The 15,712-nt window shown below is 68.2% G+C and carries 15 protein-coding genes; 6 read left to right on the top strand and 9 right to left on the bottom strand.

Going from position 1 to position 15,712, the window contains the following annotated elements; genetic code table 11:
* Positions 1-19: 19 nt before the first annotated feature.
* Complete coding sequence (locus RTK35_RS26095) at positions 20-1,543, bottom strand: fumarate hydratase (RefSeq protein WP_316909349.1); 1,524 nt, start codon at positions 1,541-1,543, stop codon at positions 20-22.
* A 223-nt stretch (positions 1,544-1,766) separates the two neighbouring features.
* Here RTK35_RS26095 and RTK35_RS26090 point away from each other — a divergent pair, with 223 nt between their 5' ends.
* Genes RTK35_RS26090 through RTK35_RS26080 form a run of 3 tightly spaced genes read left to right on the top strand, consistent with a single transcriptional unit; the run spans position 1,767 to position 4,626 of the window.
* Positions 1,767-2,894 carry a sensor domain-containing diguanylate cyclase gene (locus tag RTK35_RS26090; RefSeq protein ID WP_074971550.1) on the top strand — a complete coding sequence of 376 codons (1,128 nt, stop codon included), beginning with the start codon at positions 1,767-1,769 and terminating at the stop codon, positions 2,892-2,894.
* Positions 2,887-3,828: an iron-sulfur-binding ferredoxin reductase gene (locus RTK35_RS26085; protein WP_316909348.1), complete on the top strand. Its 942-nt coding sequence runs from the start codon at positions 2,887-2,889 to the stop codon at positions 3,826-3,828. Before RTK35_RS26090 ends, RTK35_RS26085 begins: the two co-directional genes overlap by 8 nt.
* A gap of 24 nt (positions 3,829-3,852) precedes the next feature.
* Positions 3,853-4,626: an enoyl-CoA hydratase gene (locus RTK35_RS26080; protein ID WP_222901216.1), complete on the top strand. Its 774-nt coding sequence runs from the start codon at positions 3,853-3,855 to the stop codon at positions 4,624-4,626.
* A gap of 95 nt (positions 4,627-4,721) precedes the next feature.
* On the opposite strand, the gene pyk is transcribed toward RTK35_RS26080, so the two are convergent.
* Positions 4,722-6,173 carry a pyruvate kinase gene (gene pyk, locus RTK35_RS26075; RefSeq protein ID WP_044413065.1) on the bottom strand — a complete coding sequence of 484 codons (1,452 nt, stop codon included), beginning with the start codon at positions 6,171-6,173 and terminating at the stop codon, positions 4,722-4,724.
* Positions 6,174-6,269: 96 nt separating this feature from the next.
* Positions 6,270-7,076: a tetratricopeptide repeat protein gene (locus RTK35_RS26070; RefSeq protein ID WP_074971547.1), complete on the bottom strand. Its 807-nt coding sequence runs from the start codon at positions 7,074-7,076 to the stop codon at positions 6,270-6,272.
* Positions 7,077-7,244: 168 nt separating this feature from the next.
* Here RTK35_RS26070 and RTK35_RS26065 point away from each other — a divergent pair, with 168 nt between their 5' ends.
* From RTK35_RS26065 to RTK35_RS26055, 3 genes are read left to right on the top strand one after another with little or no spacing between them, the layout of a single operon-like run.
* On the top strand, positions 7,245-7,613 hold the full coding sequence (locus RTK35_RS26065) for a tetratricopeptide repeat protein (RefSeq protein ID WP_142011727.1): 369 nt from the start codon (positions 7,245-7,247) through the stop codon (positions 7,611-7,613).
* A 29-nt stretch (positions 7,614-7,642) separates the two neighbouring features.
* Positions 7,643-8,068: a DUF4124 domain-containing protein gene (locus tag RTK35_RS26060; RefSeq protein WP_316909347.1), complete on the top strand. Its 426-nt coding sequence runs from the start codon at positions 7,643-7,645 to the stop codon at positions 8,066-8,068.
* Positions 8,069-8,126: 58 nt separating this feature from the next.
* On the top strand, positions 8,127-8,486 hold the full coding sequence (locus RTK35_RS26055) for a PilZ domain-containing protein (RefSeq protein ID WP_044413075.1): 360 nt from the start codon (positions 8,127-8,129) through the stop codon (positions 8,484-8,486).
* Between the two features lie 15 nt (positions 8,487-8,501).
* On the opposite strand, the gene RTK35_RS26050 is transcribed toward RTK35_RS26055, so the two are convergent.
* From RTK35_RS26050 to RTK35_RS26025, 6 genes are read right to left on the bottom strand one after another with little or no spacing between them, the layout of a single operon-like run.
* Positions 8,502-9,836, bottom strand: coding sequence for a DUF58 domain-containing protein (locus RTK35_RS26050; RefSeq protein WP_316909346.1), 1,335 nt, complete (start codon positions 9,834-9,836; stop codon positions 8,502-8,504).
* A complete protein-coding gene (locus RTK35_RS26045; RefSeq protein WP_232060802.1) occupies positions 9,833-10,975 on the bottom strand; it encodes an AAA family ATPase in 1,143 nt (380 codons plus the stop codon). Before RTK35_RS26045 ends, RTK35_RS26050 begins: the two co-directional genes overlap by 4 nt.
* A complete protein-coding gene (locus tag RTK35_RS26040; RefSeq protein ID WP_316909345.1) occupies positions 10,972-12,297 on the bottom strand; it encodes a DUF4350 domain-containing protein in 1,326 nt (441 codons plus the stop codon). Before RTK35_RS26040 ends, RTK35_RS26045 begins: the two co-directional genes overlap by 4 nt.
* Positions 12,294-13,937, bottom strand: coding sequence for a DUF4129 domain-containing protein (locus RTK35_RS26035; protein WP_316909344.1), 1,644 nt, complete (start codon positions 13,935-13,937; stop codon positions 12,294-12,296). The genes RTK35_RS26040 and RTK35_RS26035 overlap by 4 nt, the downstream gene beginning before the upstream one ends.
* Positions 13,924-14,901 carry a stage II sporulation protein M gene (locus RTK35_RS26030; RefSeq protein WP_316909343.1) on the bottom strand — a complete coding sequence of 326 codons (978 nt, stop codon included), beginning with the start codon at positions 14,899-14,901 and terminating at the stop codon, positions 13,924-13,926. The genes RTK35_RS26035 and RTK35_RS26030 overlap by 14 nt, the downstream gene beginning before the upstream one ends.
* Entirely contained in the window at positions 14,898-15,635 is a 738-nt protein-coding gene (locus RTK35_RS26025) for an RDD family protein (RefSeq protein WP_316909342.1), read from the bottom strand. Before RTK35_RS26025 ends, RTK35_RS26030 begins: the two co-directional genes overlap by 4 nt.
* Between the last annotated feature and the right edge of the window lie 77 nt (positions 15,636-15,712).

Below are 15,712 nucleotides of genomic sequence, written 5' to 3'. Positions count from 1 at the left end.
TTTTCAATTGCGGTGTGGCTTACTTCACTTCCACCGCGAGGTTTTCAGCGATCTTCTTGTTCCAGATCGCCGGGCCGGTGATGTGCACTGACTCGCCGTTGGTGTCGACGGCGACGGTGACCGGCATGTCCTTCACGTCGAATTCGTAGATGGCTTCCATCCCGAGTTCGGCGAAGGCCAGGACCTTGGACTTCTTGATCGCCTGGGCCACCAGGTAGGCGGCGCCGCCGACGGCCATCAGGTACACGGCCTTGTTGTCCTTGATCGCTTCGATGGCGATGGGGCCACGCTCGGACTTGCCGATCATGCCCAGCAGGCCGGTGCTTTCCAGGATCTGGCGGGTGAACTTGTCCATGCGGGTGGCGGTGGTGGGGCCTGCCGGGCCGACCACTTCGTCACCGACCGGATCGACCGGGCCGACGTAGTAGATGAAGCGGCCCTTGAGGTCCACCGGCAGTTCTTCGCCCTTGTTGAGCATGTCGACCATGCGCTTGTGGGCGGCGTCGCGGCCGGTGAGCATCTTGCCGTTGAGCAGCAGGGTCTCGCCCGGCTTCCAGCTCTGCACGTCCTCGGGGGTGATGCTGTCGAGGTCGACGCGGCGGGCGCTCGGGCCGGCTTCCCAGACGATTTCCGGGTAAGCGTCCAGCGGCGGCGCTTCCAGGGCGGCCGGGCCGGAACCGTCGAGCACGAAGTGGGCGTGACGGGTGGCGGCGCAGTTGGGGATCATGCACACCGGCAGCGAGGCGGCGTGGGTCGGGTAGTCCATGATCTTCACGTCGAGGACGGTGGTCAGGCCACCCAGGCCCTGAGCGCCGATGCCCAGCTGGTTGACCTTCTCGAACAGTTCGAGGCGCATTTCCTCGATTTTGTTCTGCGGGCCACGGGCCTTCAGTTCGTGGATGTCGATCGGGTCCATCAGGACTTCCTTCGCCATCACCGCGGCCTTCTCGGCGGTGCCGCCGATGCCGATGCCGAGCATGCCCGGCGGGCACCAGCCGGCGCCCATGGTCGGGACGGTCTTGAGCACCCAGTCGACGATGGAGTCGGACGGGTTGAGCATGGCCATCTTCGACTTGTTCTCGGAGCCACCGCCCTTGGCGGCCACGTCCACTTCCACGGTGTTGCCGGGGACGATGGAGTAGTGGATCACCGCCGGGGTGTTGTCCTTGGTGTTCTTACGGGCACCCGCCGGGTCGGCCAGGATGGAGGCGCGCAGGACGTTCTCCGGCAGGTTGTAGGCGCGGCGCACGCCCTCGTTGATCATGTCGTCGACGCTCATGGTGGCGCCGTCCCAGCGCACGTCCATGCCCACGCGGACGAACACGGTGACGATGCCGGTGTCCTGGCAGATGGGGCGGTGGCCGGTGGCGCACATGCGCGAGTTGATCAGGATCTGCGCCATGGAGTCGCGCGCGGCGGGCGACTCTTCGCGCAGGTAGGCCTCGTGCATGGCCTGGATGAAGTCGACGGGGTGGTAATAGGAGATGAACTGCAGGGCGTCGGCGACGCTCTGAATCAGGTCGTCCTGCTTGATCACGGTCATGGGTGCGCTCCTCTTCAATTCGGGAACATCAGGAAGCGCCGGACCACGACCCGGCGCGCATTGGATTGGGGGTGAAAATGGCGCGGAAGTATACCGCGTGCTCAAGGCCGGGCACACCCGCCAAGAGTCGACCCCGGGCGCTCGGCGAACCGCTTGCGTCCCCTAGGTTTTTCGTTTTCACGCGCGTAGAGTGGCGGCATCGTGCCAGCACGGGACGGAGCCCATGAGCACATCCAGTCGAGGGTCCACCCAACGGGGCCTGCAAAGCCTGCTGCTGAAGCGCTTCGGCATGGCAGTGGCAACCTATGCGCTCGTGCTGCTGCTGTTCTGGCTGGCGGTGCTGGGTGGTTTCTACCAGCGCTCGCCCTGGGTGGCGCTGGGCTTCACCGGACTCATCGTCATTTCCCAACTCGTGTTCTTCGCGCTCCTGCGCAGCGGCCGCAACCTGCGTTTCCCCGACCCCAGCCTGACCGAGGCGCAGATCCTTGTGGCCATGACCTGGCACACCCTGCTGATGGCCGACCTGGGCGCGGCCCGGGGCGCACTGCTGGTGGTGTATGTGCTGATCCTGCTGTTCGGCGTGTTCCAGCTGCCGCCACGGGTATTCCTGCGCTGTGCGGGCTTCGGGCTGACGGCCTTCGCCGGCCTGAACCTGCTGGAGGCGTACCAGATGCGCCTGCAGTCGCCGGCCTTGGCGCTGCTGCAGGTGTGTGCGCTGTTCGTGCTGCTGGTGTGGCTGGGGCTGTTCGCCAGCTATGTCCAGGCGATGCGCCAGCGCATGCGTCAGCGGCGCTTCGCCCTGCAGGCCCACCAGGACACGCTGCGCGGGATGATGCGCCAGCTGGAAGACCTGGTGGCCACCGACGAACTCACCGGGCTGTTCAACCGCCGGCACTTCCTGCGCATGGCGGCGCGGGAGATGAAGGGCGTACCGCCGGGCCGTTTCCATGGCCTGGCGCTGATCGACCTCGACCACTTCAAACGCATCAATGACCAGCATGGTCACGCGGCCGGCGACCGGGTGCTGCAGACCTTCGCGGCCGTGGCGCGGGCCTGCCTGCGCGATGGCGATCTCCTGGCCCGCTACGGTGGCGAGGAGTTCGTGCTGCTGTTGCCCGACTGCGATGCCGACCGCCTGACCAGCTGCTGCGAGCGGCTGCGGGAGGCCTTCGCCAGCGCCGAGCCGGTGGGGGTGCAGGTGGGGGCGCTGAGCCTGTCTGCCGGCATGACCCTGATCGGTTGCAACGATGACCTGGACGACGCCCTGCAGCGGGCCGACCAGGCGCTCTACCGGGCCAAGCGCAATGGCCGCAACCGCTGCGATGCGGCATGGGAGATCCAGGGTGCCTGAACTCGAAGCCGCCGGGCGCCGCTGGAGCGTGGCGCCCGCCAGCAACCTGCTGGATGCCCTGAATGCCGGTGGCTGCCGCGTGCCGTTCAGTTGCCGTGCCGGCAGCTGCCATGCCTGCCTGGTGCGGGTGACCGCCGGCGAACCGGCTGATGCGCGCCCGGAGGCGCTGGATGCCGAGCGTCGCGAGCAGGGATGGCGCCTGGCCTGCCAGTGCCTGGTGGTGCAGGACCTGGCGGTGGAGCTGTTCGACCCCCAGCGCGACGGCATCCCGGCCCGGGTCGCGGCCTGTGACTGGCTGGGGGGCGAGGTACTGCGCCTGCGCCTGGAACCACAACGACCGCTGCGCTACAGCGCCGGCCAGCACCTGCTGTTGTGGACTGGGGAGGGCGTGGCCCGGCCCTACTCGCTGGCCAGCCTGCCGGGGGAGACGCCCTGGCTGGAGTTCCACATCGATTGCCGTGCGCCGGGCGCCTTCTGCGATGCCGCCCGGGCCCTGGTGCCGGGGGATGCGCTGCGCCTGGGCGAGCTGCGCGGCGGCGCGCTGCACTACGACCCGGCCTGGGATGCCCGGCCGCTGCTGATGCTGGCCGCCGGCACGGGGTTGGCACCGATCTGGGGTGTGTTGCGGGAGGCGCTGCGCCAGCATCATGCCGCCCCCATCCGGCTCATTCACGTGGCCCATGACGAGGCCGGCCACTACCTGGCGGAGCCCTTGCACGCGCTGGCGGCCGAGCATGCCAACGTCACGGTCGAGCTGGTGACGGTGGCGCAGCTGCAGGCTGTTTTGGCCGAAATCCGGCTTGTGAGCCGGCAAACCGTCGCCCTACTCTGCGGGCGGCCGGAGCGGGTCGAGGCCTTCGCCCGCCGGCTCTATCTCGCGGGCCTGCCCCGCAACCAACTGCTGGCCGACGAATTCCTGAGCCGCTCCGTCTGAGGCGGCCACCGCCGAGGACCCACCATGAGCGAACACATCCACCTGGAACGCGAGCAGGGCCTGCTGACCCTGCGCATGGACCGCGAGGACAAGAAGAACGCCCTGACCCGCGCCATGTATGGCGCCCTGGCCGATGCGCTGGATGCGGCCGACGAGGATCGCAGCGTGCGTGCGGTGCTGATCACCGGCAGCGAGACCTGCTTCACCAGCGGCAACGACGTGGCCGACTTCATCCAGGCGCCGCCGTCCGGGCTGGACAGCGAAGTGTTCCGCTTCATGAAGGCACTGTTCGACTTCAGCAAGCCGGTGGTGGCCGCCGTGAGTGGCCCGGCCGTGGGCATCGGCACCACGCTGCTGCTGCATTGCGACCTGGTCTACGTGGCGCGCGACGCCAAGCTGAAGATGCCCTTCGTCAACCTGGGGCTGTGCCCGGAGTACGGCTCCAGCCTGATCCTGCCGCGCCTGCTCGGCCACGCCCGTGCGGCGGAGCTGCTGTTGCTGGGCGAAGCGTTCACCGGTGAGCAGGCGGCCGCCTGGGGCATCGCCAACGAGGCCCTGGAAGACGGCGCCGCGACCCTGGCCCGTGCCCGCGAGATGGCCCAGCGCTTCGAGCAGCTGGCGCCCTCGGCGGTGGCGGTGAGCAAGCGCCTGATGCGCGAGCCCGGCCGTGAGGAGCTGCGCCGGGTGATCATGGAGGAGGGCGAGCTGTTCGGTCAGCGCCTGCGTACGCCTGAGGCCATCGAGGCGTTGTCGGCGTTCATGCAGCGGCGCAAACCCGATTTTTCCAAGTTCGCCTGAGTGGTCCTGCAGGGTGGGCTTCAGCCCACCCCTTCCGTTTAGGCGCATGAAAAAAGGCCGCTCGATGAGCGGCCTTTTCACGTGCTGCAGATGCCTTACACCAGCGGGTCGCCGACGTGGAGGATCTTCATGGTGTTGGTGCCGCCGACGGTGTGGTAGCTGTCGCCCTTGGTCAGGATGACCCAGTCGCCCTGCTGCACGACGCCGCGCTTGAGCAGCTCATCCACGGCGGCCTGGCTGACCTTGTCCGCCGGCAGTGCGGCCGGGTCGAAGGGAATGGTGGAGACGCCACGGAACAGCGCCACGCGCGCCTGGGTGGCGCGGTGGGGGGAGAAGGCGAAGATCGGCACCGAGGAACGGATGCGCGACATGATCAGCGGGCTGTAGCCGCTTTCGGTCAGGCAGATGATGGCCTTCACGCCCGGGAAGTGGTTGGCGGTGTACATGGTCGCCAGGGCCACGCTCTCGTCGCAGCGGCTGAAGGTGTGGCCCAGGCGGTGGCTGGATTTCTGGCTGGTGGGGTGCTTCTCGGCACCGACGCAGACGCGCGCCATGGCCTTGACCGCTTCCACCGGGTACTCGCCGGCGGCGCTCTCGGCGGAGAGCATCACGGCGTCCGTGTAGTCGAGCACGGCGTTGGCTACGTCGGAGACTTCCGCGCGGGTCGGCATGGGGCTGTGGATCATCGACTCCATCATCTGGGTCGCGGTGATCACGGCTTTGTTGTAGCGGCGGGCGTGCAGGATGATCTTCTTCTGGATGCCCACCAGCTCGGCGTCGCCGATTTCCACGCCGAGGTCGCCACGGGCCACCATCACGGCGTCGCTGGCGCGGATCAGGCCGTCGAGTGCCTCGTCGTCGGCCACGGCTTCGGCGCGTTCGATCTTGGCCACCAGCCAGGCGCTGCCACCGGCTTCGTCGCGCAGGCGGCGGGCCAGTTCCATGTCGGCGGCGTCACGGGGGAAGGAGACGGCCAGGTAGTCCAGCTCCATTTCGGCGGCGAGCTTGATGTCGGCCTTGTCCTTGGCGGTCAGGGCCGGAGCGGTGAGGCCGCCGCCGCGACGGTTGATGCCCTTGTGGTCGGACAACGGGCCGCCGATCAGTACGGTGCAGTGCAGTTCGTCGGCGGTGGTGGCGTCGACGCGCATGACCACGCGGCCGTCGTCCAGCAGCAGTTCGTCACCGACGCCGCAGTCCTTGATCAGGTCCGGGTAGTCGATGCCGACCACGTCCTGGCTGCCGGCGTCACGCGGGTGGGTGACGGAGAAGCGGAACTTGTCGCCTTCGGCCAGTTCGATGCGCTTGTTGGCGAACTTGGCGATACGGATCTTCGGGCCTTGCAGGTCGCCGAGCAGGGCGACGAAGCGGCCGTGCTTGGCCGCCAGCTCGCGCACCAGGCGGGCGCGTGCCTTGTGTTCTTCGGGGGTGCCGTGGGAGAAGTTCAGGCGGGCGACGTCGATCCCGGCGATGATCAGTTGCTCCAGCACCTCGGGTGAGTTGCTGGCCGGGCCGAGGGTGGCGACTATCTTGGTACGGCGGAAGGACATGCGAAGGCTCCAGTTTCAAAGCAGAGCCCGAGGCTACACCGCCCTTCGGCTGTAGTCTCGTTCCATTTCTACTACCCGCGCGGCGGGTGCACGGCGTCACTTCACGCCGGGGTTCAGCGCCATGTCCAGGTGCCGGGCGGCAGGCTCGGCCTGTTCGGCGTCGGGGAACTCGGCCAGCAGGCGGCGGAGGTAGCCCACGGCCTTCTGGCGGTCGGCATGGGGATTGGCCGGCGCCAGGTTCATCAGGGCCATCTGGTACAGGGCGCGGGCCTTGATGTCCGGCTGCACGTGGTCGTCGATCAGGGCCAGGGCGTAGAGCTGCTCGGCTTCGCCGACCCGGTCCTTGAGCACGGCGCGGCGGGACAGCAGCGTCATGTCGGGGTCCAGGTCGCGCTGGTAGAGGTCGAGGTTCTGGCTGGGCTTCCAGTCCGCCAGCAGCTCGCGGGCGGTCTTCTGCACCGGCGCTTCGGCGCGTTTCTGGATCATCAGGATGCGCGCCTGGGCATGCTCGGCGGCGTGGGTGCCGGGGAACTCGTTGGTGACCTGGTAGAACAGGTTGAGGGCCCGGGTGTCGTCGCGCTGGTCGTTGTAGCGGCTCATGTAGATCAGGCCGATCTGGTAGAGGGCGATGGCGCGGACTTCGGGGGTGAACTGCCGGTCGCGGTAGCCGGTCATGTACAGCGCTTCGGCCTTGGCGCTGGTGCCGTCGCGGATGGCCATGGCGCTGTAGGTGAGCAGGTCGCCTTCTTCCTCCACGGCCGCTGCCATGCGGGCGTTCTTCAGGGCCTTCTGTTCCACCACTTCGTTGGTGGTGATCTGGGCGATGAACAACGGGGTGGTGGGGGCGCAGGCGGATAAGGCGAGCAGGCAACTGGCGAGCAGGGCAGGGCGGAGGTGGCGCATGGGGGCTCCAGGTGGGCTCTCGGGCCGGACGGCGGGAGTCTAGCAGCGCCGCCGGGGGCGTCGTTGCGGGGCCGTGCAAGTCCCATCGGAGGTTGTGCCCGGCCGCCGGAAGGCGTTGCAGAAATCCCCGGGAGCGCCGATATACTCGCCAACGGAGGAGACACCCCAATGCGCACGTTCATCATCCTGGCCCTGCTGGTCGGCCTTGCCGGCTGTACCCGCTGGTCCCTCGACCGCCACCTGAACAACGCCTACCAGGCCTATGACGAAGGCAACTGCGAGGAGGCGATGCTCGAGCTGTCCATGGCCGAGCGCAGCAGCCGCTCGCGCAGCTACATGCAGCCGGAGATTTCCCTGCTGCGTGGCCAGTGCCTGGAGCGCCAGAGCCTGTTCGTGGATGCGGCGCAGACCTACCATTTCATCATCAACCGCTACCCCAGCAGTGAATACGCCTTCCGCGCGAAGGCTCGTCTAGAGACCCTTGAGCGCATCGGCCAGCTGGGCAGTGCGGCCAAACCGAGCGCGGCGCCCCTCTGACGACGGGCGTGGCGGGACAGGGAGAATCCATGCGTCACCTGCTTTTCTGCCTGCTGGCCTGCTCCAGCCTGGCGTCGGCCGAGATCTACCGCTGGACGGATGCCAACGGCCAGGTGCACTTTAGCGAGCAGCCGCAGGAGGGCGCGCAGCAGGTCGAGGTCCGCCCGCCGGCCCTGGATGACGACGCGCCGACCCAGGAGCGTCTGCAGCGCACTGAACAATTCTTCGATGCGCGTCGCCAGGAGAAGGAGGAGGCCCGCCGCAAGGAGGCCCAGGCCCGCAACGAGCGGGCGAGCCAGTGTGTGCAGCTGCGTTCCCAGCTGTCGCAGATCAAGCGCGAGGGCAAGTATTTCAGTGTCGATGCCAAGGGAGAACGGCAGTACTACAGCGCCGAGCAGGTGGACGCCGCTCGTCGCAAACTGACCGACGCAATCAAGGAGCGTTGCGGGCGGTAGTTGGTTTGGGTGCAGTAGTGAGGCCATACTGAACGGCCATCAATAGCGATTCGCCATCATGCGTAGCCAGCGCCATATCGAACGCCATCAACTGCCGTACTACCTGAAGGTGTTCAACCGCATCACCGACAAACCCATGGGTTATCTGGGCAATGTGTCCCTGGATGGCCTGATGCTCGTCAGCCAGCTGCCCATGCTGGTGGGGGCCCGTTTCGACATGCGCCTGAAGATCCCGGCGCATGACGGGCAGATCCGCTTCATCGATTTCTACGCCACGTGCCACTGGAGCCGGGAGGATGTGAACCCCGGCAACTACGACTCGGGCTTCTCGTTGGTGGCGCCGCCGCCGGAGTACGCGGAGCTGGTCGAGGCGTTGCGCTACTACTTCAGCTTCCGCCCGTTGGCCGCCTCCGCCTGATCGGGGCGGAGCGACTCAGAAGACGCCGGCCTTCTTCCAGGCCAGGTAGCGGCTGACCAGCTCGGGACCGAGCTCGGAAGGGCGGCAATCCAGAACCGGGACACCGTGGGCGGCCAGCCGCTCGTGCAGGCCGTTGCGGGCATTGAGGTAGCTCACCGTGCCGCAGTAGCCGAGGGCTTCCTCGTAGCGCTGCACAGGCGTGTGACGCAGGGTATCGAGCACTTCCTCGCGCAGGCTGGCCACCAGCACACGGTGTTGCCGGCCCAGGCGCTTCACCGCCGTCAGCAGTTCCTCGTCGTCCTCGTCACGCAGGTTGGTCACCAGCACCACCAGGGCGCGGCGGCGTTGCTTGGCCAGCAGCGCGTCGATGGCGGTGGCGAAGTCGGCGGGGCGCTGGCTGCTTTCCAGGTCGTACACCGCGTTGAGCAGCACCGAGAGCTGTGCCTGCCCCTTGACCGGTGCCAGGTAGCGATCCGCGTTGGTGCCGGCGAAGGTCGACAGCCCCACCGCGTCGCCCTGGCGCAGGGCCACGTAGCTGAGCAGCAGGCTGGCGTTGAGGGCGTGGTCGAAGTGCGAGAGGTCGCCGTCCTGGCTGCGCATGCGGCGGCCACAGTCGAGCATGAAGACGATCTGCTGGTCGCGCTCGTCCTGGTATTCACGGGCGATTGGCGTGCGCTTGCGGGCGGTGGCCTTCCAGTCGATCTGCCGCAGGGTGTCGCCGTCGCGGAATTCCCGCAGCTGGTGGAACTCCAGCCCCAGGCCACGGCGTGGGCGCTGGCGCACGCCGAGCTGGCTGATCCAGTCGTCCACCGCCATCAGCTGGGCGCCGTAGAGGCGGGCGAAATCGGGGTAGACGCGGGTTTCGTCGCTCATCTCCAGGCGCCGGCGATGGCCCCAGAGCCCCAGCGGGCTGGGCAGCTCCACCTCGCAGCGGGGGAAGACGAAGCGGCCGCGGGCCAGCGGACGGACGCGGTAGCCGAATTCGGTGGTGTTGCCGGGCTGCAGGCCGACCACCTGGGGCAGGTGCTCGAACTCCATGCCTTCGGGCACGTGGTCGAACACCTTCAGTGCCAGCTCGCGGGGGTAGGGGTGGTGCACGGTCATGCGCACTTCGCCCCAGCGGCCGAGGGACAGGTTGCCGTGCAGCTGGCGTTCCAGGCGTGGCGAGGGCAGTTGCCGGAGCCAGGTGGCATCGAGCGCGGCGATGAAGCCAAGGGCGCCGAGCAGGCCCCACCAGATGAGGTGGAGCTGCGCCGGCGCACCGACCTTGAGGGCATCCAGGGTGCCGAGCACGATGCCGAGCGCCAGCAGGACGCCCAGCAGGGCCAGCAGGAGGCGCGATGGCTTCATAGGCGGGGTGCCGGCACCTGGTCGAGCAGTTGCTGGAGGACGTCGTCGACGGAGCGGCCTTCGATGTCCAGCTCGGGCGACAGGCGCACGCGGTGGCGCAGCACGGCCAGGGCGCAGGCCTTGATGTCGTCGGGGAGCACGAAGTCGCCGCCGCGCAGCAGGGCGCGGGCACGGCCGCCACGCACCAGGGCGATGGAGGCGCGCGGGCCGGCCCCCATGGCCAGGCCCGGCCAGCTGCGGGTGGCGCGGGCCAGGCGCACGGCGTAGTCGAGCACCTGGTCGTCGATCGGCAGTTCGCTGGCGATGCGTTGCAGGGCCTGGACGTCCTTGGCCTGCAGCAGGGTGCGCAGGGGCGCCACCTCCAGCATGTCGGCACGGGCGGAGCGGGTGACCTGGCGCACCAGGGCAAGCTCTTCGCCGGCCTCGGGGTAGTCCATGCGCAGCTTGAGCATGAAGCGGTCCAGCTCGGCCTCGGGCAGGGGGTAGGTGCCTTCCTGCTCGATGGGGTTCTGGGTGGCCATCACCAGGAATGGCTGGGGCACGGCCAGGGCGCGGCCCTCCAGGGTGACCTGGCGTTCCTGCATCACTTCCAGCAGGGCGGCCTGGGTCTTGGCAGGGGCGCGGTTGATCTCGTCCGCCAGCAGCAGGTTGGTGAACACCGGGCCCTTGCGCAGCTTGAACTGCTCGCTCTGCATGTCGTAGACGGCGTGGCCGGTGACGTCGCTGGGCATCAGGTCGGGGGTGAACTGGATGCGCGAGAATTCACCGCCGAAGCAGCGCGCCAGGGCACGCACCAGGAGGGTCTTGCCGAGGCCGGGCACGCCTTCCACCAGCACGTGGCCGCCGGCCAGCAGGGCGGTGAGCACGTCGTCGATGACCTGCAGCTGGCCGACCACGGCCTTCTGCAGCTCCTGGCGCAGGGCCTGGGCCAGTTGGCTGGCGCGCTGGCGCTGGGAGCTGGCGGCAGTGGCGTGTGCGGGCGCCGGCTGCGGGGCCGGTGTCGGCGCCGGTGCGGCAGCAGCCGGTGCCGGTTGGGCAGGCTGGGGCGTGGCGGTGGCATCCGAGGTCACGTCGGCGAGGTCCAGGTTGAGGCCTTCGGCTTCGTCGGTGATCGGCTGATCGGGCTTCTGTTCGCTCATAGGGCATTCCTGAGGCTTTGCAGGTGGGCGACCTGGCGGGTGAATTCGGAGGCGCTGAGGCGCTGCTTGGGCAGCGGCCGCATGGCCTGGCTGATGGCGCTGGGGGGCAGGCGGCTGAGGCGGCTGAGCACCTGCCACTGCTCGGCCACGCCGAGGCGTTCGAAACCGGGGTGACGACGACGGGCGCGGCGCAGGATGTCGCCCTGCAGGTGGCGCAGCAGCACCTGGTTGCCGCTGCGGCGCAGGAGGAAGTCGGCGCTGGCGCGCAGGTGCTCTTCCAGTTGCCGGCGTGCGCGGTTCGTCGGGGCGATCTGCGGGCCCTGGCGCAGGCCGACGTGCCACAGGCCGAGCAGCACCAGCAGGGCGAGGGCGGCCAGGGCTTCGGGGAAGTGGCGGCCGAGCAGGCTGGCCAGGTCGTCGCGGTCGGCGTTGTAGAGCAGCGTGGCGTGGGTGTCCTGGGTCAGGTACCAGAGCAGCCAGGCGTTGTCGTGGCTGGCGATGTTGTCGTTCTGCCAGATCCAGCTGTCGGTGAGCACGGTGACCAGGCCGTTGCCGTAGTTCATCTGCAGCATGTGGGTGGCCTTGTCGCTGTTGGCCCAGGCGTGGGCGCGGTCCTCGCTGTCGTACAGGTGGAAGCGGGTGTCGAAGTCGATGTAGGCCGGCGCGTCCTCGTTCTCGAGGTAGAGCTTGGTCAGCTCGGGGTAGGGCTCCCCGTCATCTTCGCCATCTGCTTCCGGCTGCTCGTCCGCGTCCTGCTCGTCGGCAGGGGCTTCGGCCTGCTGAGTCGCTTCATCGGTGTCGGCGTCGTCGCGGCTGTCGGCCTCGCTGTCAGCGTCTTCGCTGTCCGTTGCCTGCTCCTCGTCCGCTGCACTCTCGGGCGCATCCTCGTCGACGTCGTCGAGTTCCTCGGCGTCGAACTGCTGGATGCCGAGGCGGTTGAGCAGCAAGTCGTCGCTGGTGCCGGTTTCCTCGTCGTAGAGGGCTTCGGCCACGAACAGCAGGTGGCCGCCCTTGCTGGCCCATTCCAGTACGCGGTCGGCCTGGGAAGGCGTCATGTTCTCGCGGCTGGCGATCAGCAGCAGGGTGTTGCCGGGAGCGGGCAGGGTGTCTAGCACGCTGAGGTTGTCGGCCCGGCTGACCTCGATGCCCTGGCGCTTGAGGTAGTACCGGGCGGCCAGGTAGTCGTCCTGGCGGGCCTCGGGGGCTGCGCCCAGTTCGAGGGTTTCCTCGTAGGGCTCCAGGCGGCCGAGCAGGTAGATGGCGATGAGCCCGATGATCAGGAACGCAAGGGCGCCAAGGATGAACTGGCCGCGACGGCTCATGCGCTGGCCCCCTGGGCGAACAGTCGGCGCCAGCCTTCACAGAGGCCGCGCTTGAGGGTTTCCGGCGGCATCTGGTGGCCGTAGGCGAGGTTCTGCCAGTGGCGGGTCAGCACCTGAGCGAAGCGCCCGAGGTCGTCACGTTCCAGGGCCTGGACCAGCTGCAGTACTTCGCCTTCGGTGTGGGAGCCCTTGAGGGGCAGGCGGAAGTCGTGCAAAAGCCGGCTGAGCAGGGCGCGGTAGAGCAGGCCGAGGGCTTCGCGGGGGTGGTCGCTCCAGAGGCGTTCGGCTTCGGCGGCGACATCGTCGGGCAGGCTTTCGGGCGCCACTTCCAGGCCGAACAGCTGGGTGGGGGTGTCGCGGCGGATGCGGGCGGGCAGGCCGATCCGGTCGACGAAGGTGGAGAGCCATTCGCGGTAGCGCCAGACCAGCAGCAACACCAGGCTGATGACCAGGGTCCAGAGCAGGACCTCGATGACCTTGGCGAGGAAACCGAGGGATTTCCAGAAGTCCCCCAGGGCCATGAGGCCACGGATGAAGCGTTCGAAGGCGTCCTTGTCGTCCTGGCTCAGCTCTTCCTTCTTCTTCTCCGGCTTCTCGTCCTCGTGCAGGCGCCAGCGGGTCACCGTCTCGCGGTTGGTGAAGGGCGGGGCGTCGAGAATGGCCTTGATGTTGTCCCGGGAGGCGGTGCTGGTGAGGGGCTGGTTGAGCAGGCGGTCGGCATCGGGGCCCATCGGGTCGACCTTCTCTTCCGGATTGGCGGCGGCCTTGTCGCCGGCAGTGGCCGTGTCGGGCACCGACTCAGCCGTGGCCTCCTCTGCGACGGCGGGGGCGGAAGGCAGGGTGAAGGCCAGGCCGACGCTCAGGCCCAGCAGCAGGGCGTAGGCGACACCGGTGAGGCGCTGGCGTAGGCGGCGGAACACCAGCTCGATGTCCCAGGCTTCCAGCTGGGTGCGGCGGTTCAGGTAGAGGGTGAAGCCGCAGGCGACGTAGACCGGCTCCCAGATGATCAGCACGAAGGCGTAGAACAGGTTGGACAGGTGCTCGATCCAGACCCACTCACCTTCCTGGGCTTGCAGCAGCTTCTGCCAGTCCATGTCGATGATCAGCTGCTGGGGCAGCATCAGGTAGAGGAGGGTGATGAAACCGGTGAACAGCGCCCACTCCAGGTGCATGCCGATGATGGTCAGCCAGGTGGCCCCGCCGGCGTCGCGCTGGCCCAGCACGGCCAGGCGCTGGCTGCGCGGGATGCCGGACAGGCCTTCGAGCTGCATGACCGGCATGTCGAAACTGCGGGTGGGGCTGAAGCGGCGCCAGGTCAGGCTGGAGATGATCTGTCGCCTGGCTAGGGTCGGCCACGCCTTGAGCGCTTCGCGCAGGGTCGGAGTGTCGCCGAACAGGGCGCGGGAGAGGATGTACAGCGGCAGGCGTTCGAACAGCGGCTTGAGCCACCAGAAGGCGATGAAGGCCCAGGTGGAGTACTTCCACAGTAGCAGGCTGATGACGATGAACACTGGCAGGGTGGTCAGCGCCCAGCTGGCCATCAGCAGGCCGGCGTGGCGGCGGGCCAGCAGGACGCCCAGGTCCATGGCCTCCCAGGCGCTGCGTGGGCGGATGGCGACGGAGGCGTCAGTCAGGCGCATGGCCACCCCGTCCGGCAAAGGTGAAATAGCTGCCCACCAGCATCCACAGGCCGCTGCCGACCACGTACTTCACCAGGGGCGTGGCGAAGGTCATGGAGGACCAGTAGGCCTCGATGAAGGCGGCGATCAGCAGCATCAGGATCACCCCGGCCACCAGGCGCACGCTGCGTGCACCGGCCAGGCGCAAAGATTCGGCACGGGTGTAGCGACCGGGCGCCAGCAAGGCCCAGCCGAGCTGCAGCCCGGCGGCGCCGGCGAAGGTGATGGCGGTGAGTTCGAAGGCGCCGTGGCCGATGACGAAGGACCAGAAGGTCTCGCCGTAGCCGGCCTGGGTCAGGTGGCCGGCGATGGCGCCGATCATCAGGCCGTTGAAGAGGATGAAGAACAGGCTGCCGACCCCGAACAGCAGGCCGCCGGCGTAGGTCTGAAAGCCGATGCCGATGTTGTTCATGATGTAGTGGCCGAACATCATCCAGTCGTCGCTGGCGTCGCGCTTGCTGGCGCCGATGCGGTGGGCGTCCGGCTCGTACATCGAATCCATCTCGCTGACCTGTTCCGGCGAGACGACGCTGTAGACCAGATCGGGGAAGCAATACACCAGCACGCCCATGAGGATGAGGGTGCCGTAGAACAGCAGGCTGGACACGGCGATGCTGCGCCACTGTTCGCGCACCAGGCGCGGGAAGCCGCCGAGGATGAAGCCGAGGATCTGCGCACCCAGATGGCTGCGGTGGCGGTAGAACTGCTGGTGGCCGCGCATGGCCAGGTGCTGCAGCTGGTCGATCAGGTGGCTGCTGTAGCCGCGCTCCTGGGCGAGGGAGAGCTGCTGGCAGAGGTGGCGATACTCCGCGGCGAAGGTCTCGCAGCTGGCGGGGTCGGCCTTGCCGCGTTCCAGGGCGTCGAGCTGGGCGGCGAAGCGGTTCCAGCTGGCCTGGTGGCGGTGTTCGAAGAGGCTCTGTTTCATGGGCTTCCCAGTAGGCCGCGGGCAATGCCGTTGAGCGTGGCTTCGGCCTGTTCGGGCGGTGTTTCCAGGGGCGCGGCGAGGATGCCGGCCAGCTCGGCACGGCGGCCGCTGGAGAGGCCGGCCTGGCGCTCGGCGAAGCCGAGGATGGCGCGCTGCTCTTCCAGGCTCAGAGGCACCGGCGAGCGCAGGGGGGGGGCCTCGGGCAGGTTCGGGCGGCTGGCCTTCTCTTCGCGGTAGACCACCAGGGTCCCGGCGGCGATGTCGCCCAGGCGCTTGAACGCAGGGTTGAGCAGGCTGCTGATCAGCCCGAGGGTATAGCCGAAGGGCAGCAGGTCGATGAAGCGCAGCAGGTTGCGCACCAGGGAGGAGGCCCAGCCCACCGGGGTGCCGTCGTCATGCACCACGCGCAGGCCCATGACCTGCTTGCCGGGGGAACGGCCCTGGTTGAGCACCTCGAACAGCACCATGTACCACCAGTTGACCAGGAACAGCAGGATCATCCCCAGGCCGATACCGAACTGGCCGAGCAGGGCGAGGACCACGAACATCACCAGGAGGATGCCGCCACGGATCAGCAGGTCGATGAAGAACGCCAGGGCGCGTGGCAGGAGGCTGGCGGGGCGCAGCAGCAGGTCGATGCCTTCGGGCGTCTCGACGCGGTAGCGGGTGTCCAGCGGAGCGGTCAGACCCTGCTCATTTCCGTATGGGCTGTTGTTGCCGGTCGTAGAAGACATGGTCCGACTGCGTGGAGGGGGTGGCCGATGCTAGCGAGCAACGGGGTGGCGAGGCAACCGATCCGCGCCGGCGGACC

This window comes from Pseudomonas sp. zfem003, assembly GCF_032621675.1.
Lineage (GTDB): Bacteria > Pseudomonadota > Gammaproteobacteria > Pseudomonadales > Pseudomonadaceae > Metapseudomonas > Metapseudomonas otitidis.
The sequence above is the reverse complement of the archived record's forward strand: the minus strand, read 5'-3'. Positions and strand labels throughout refer to the sequence as shown.

Excerpts from the sequence above, each read along its gene's own strand:
- RTK35_RS26095 (WP_316909349.1), bottom strand. The coding sequence starts at position 1,543 with ATGACCGTGATCAAGCAGGACGACCTGATTCAGAGCGTCGCCGACGCC.
- RTK35_RS26090 (WP_074971550.1), top strand. The coding sequence starts at position 1,767 with ATGAGCACATCCAGTCGAGGGTCCACCCAACGGGGCCTGCAAAGCCTG.
- RTK35_RS26080 (WP_222901216.1), top strand. The coding sequence starts at position 3,853 with ATGAGCGAACACATCCACCTGGAACGCGAGCAGGGCCTGCTGACCCTG.
- pyk (WP_044413065.1), bottom strand. The coding sequence starts at position 6,173 with ATGTCCTTCCGCCGTACCAAGATAGTCGCCACCCTCGGCCCGGCCAGC.
- RTK35_RS26070 (WP_074971547.1), bottom strand. The coding sequence starts at position 7,076 with ATGCGCCACCTCCGCCCTGCCCTGCTCGCCAGTTGCCTGCTCGCCTTA.
- RTK35_RS26065 (WP_142011727.1), top strand. The coding sequence starts at position 7,245 with ATGCGCACGTTCATCATCCTGGCCCTGCTGGTCGGCCTTGCCGGCTGT.
- RTK35_RS26060 (WP_316909347.1), top strand. The coding sequence starts at position 7,643 with ATGCGTCACCTGCTTTTCTGCCTGCTGGCCTGCTCCAGCCTGGCGTCG.
- RTK35_RS26055 (WP_044413075.1), top strand. The coding sequence starts at position 8,127 with ATGCGTAGCCAGCGCCATATCGAACGCCATCAACTGCCGTACTACCTG.
- RTK35_RS26050 (WP_316909346.1), bottom strand. The coding sequence starts at position 9,836 with ATGAAGCCATCGCGCCTCCTGCTGGCCCTGCTGGGCGTCCTGCTGGCG.
- RTK35_RS26045 (WP_232060802.1), bottom strand. The coding sequence starts at position 10,975 with ATGAGCGAACAGAAGCCCGATCAGCCGATCACCGACGAAGCCGAAGGC.
- RTK35_RS26040 (WP_316909345.1), bottom strand. The coding sequence starts at position 12,297 with ATGAGCCGTCGCGGCCAGTTCATCCTTGGCGCCCTTGCGTTCCTGATC.
- RTK35_RS26035 (WP_316909344.1), bottom strand. The coding sequence starts at position 13,937 with ATGCGCCTGACTGACGCCTCCGTCGCCATCCGCCCACGCAGCGCCTGG.
- RTK35_RS26030 (WP_316909343.1), bottom strand. The coding sequence starts at position 14,901 with ATGAAACAGAGCCTCTTCGAACACCGCCACCAGGCCAGCTGGAACCGC.
- RTK35_RS26025 (WP_316909342.1), bottom strand. The coding sequence starts at position 15,635 with ATGTCTTCTACGACCGGCAACAACAGCCCATACGGAAATGAGCAGGGT.